The organism is Streptomyces sp. L-9-10, assembly GCF_004151105.1.
Taxonomy (GTDB): Bacteria; Actinomycetota; Actinomycetes; order Streptomycetales; family Streptomycetaceae; genus Streptomyces.
In genome coordinates this window covers 1-814 of the sequence record NZ_PHRF01000171.1, presented here as the reverse complement: position 1 = coordinate 814, position 814 = coordinate 1, and the positions used below count along the sequence as shown (strand labels likewise).

Sequence of the window (814 nt, the reverse complement as noted above, 5' to 3'; positions counted from 1 at the left end):
CGTGGAACCGGCGATGCTCCGGGCGGTCGCGGTGATCCGCTGGAGCGGCGCCAGCATCCGCCCCGCCACGAACCAGCCCAGGACCACCGCGATCACCAGCAGGACGAGGAGGGCCACGGCGCTGAAGATCAGCAACGCGTCGAGGAAGTCGGCTTTGGACGCGACCTCGAACGTGGTGATGCCCGACCTCGTCGGCCGGGCCTCTGACGCGCCTGTGCCGGACGCGCCGTCGGCTTCCGCGGCGGCGTCCGCGGGGGCGCTGGATTCGGCGCGCGCCTCCGCACCGGCATCCGTGGCGGTACTGGGTGCGGCGCCCGCCTCTCCGGCGGCATCCGCAGGAGCACTGGGTACGGCGCCCGCGACCGCACCGGCAGTGGGTACGGCGCTCGCCTCAGCACCCGCACCCGCACCCGTGCCAGCACCCGTGCCGGCACTGGGTGCGGCGCCCGCCGCGCTGTCAGCACTCGTACCGTCACTGGGTACGGCACGGTCGTCCGTACCGGCACCCGGACCGGACAGGACCGGGACCCTCACGAGGTTCGGGGCGTAGGTCGGCCCGTAGTTCATGAACAGATACAGCAGGCCGATCATGGCCACACCGGCCGCCGCGAAGAGCCCGGCGTAGGTGAGGGTCAGCCGGGTGCGGATGGTGAGCCGGCTCCGGAGAGTACTCGCGGGGCCGGTGGTCACGGGGCCGGTGCTCACAGGGCCGGTGCTCACGGGGCCGGTGCCAGGTAGTAGCCGACTCCGGTCATCGTGTGCAGCAGGGCCGGTTCACCCAGCTTGCGGCGCAGGGTGGAGACGGTGACGCGTA

At 72.9% G+C, this 814-nt stretch carries 1 pseudogene; it reads right to left on the bottom strand.

Annotated features, from left to right (window positions below):
• Window positions 1-705: pseudogene (locus CU044_RS38945) on the bottom strand (hypothetical protein); the annotation flags it as partial.
• Window positions 706-814 lie beyond the last annotated feature (109 nt).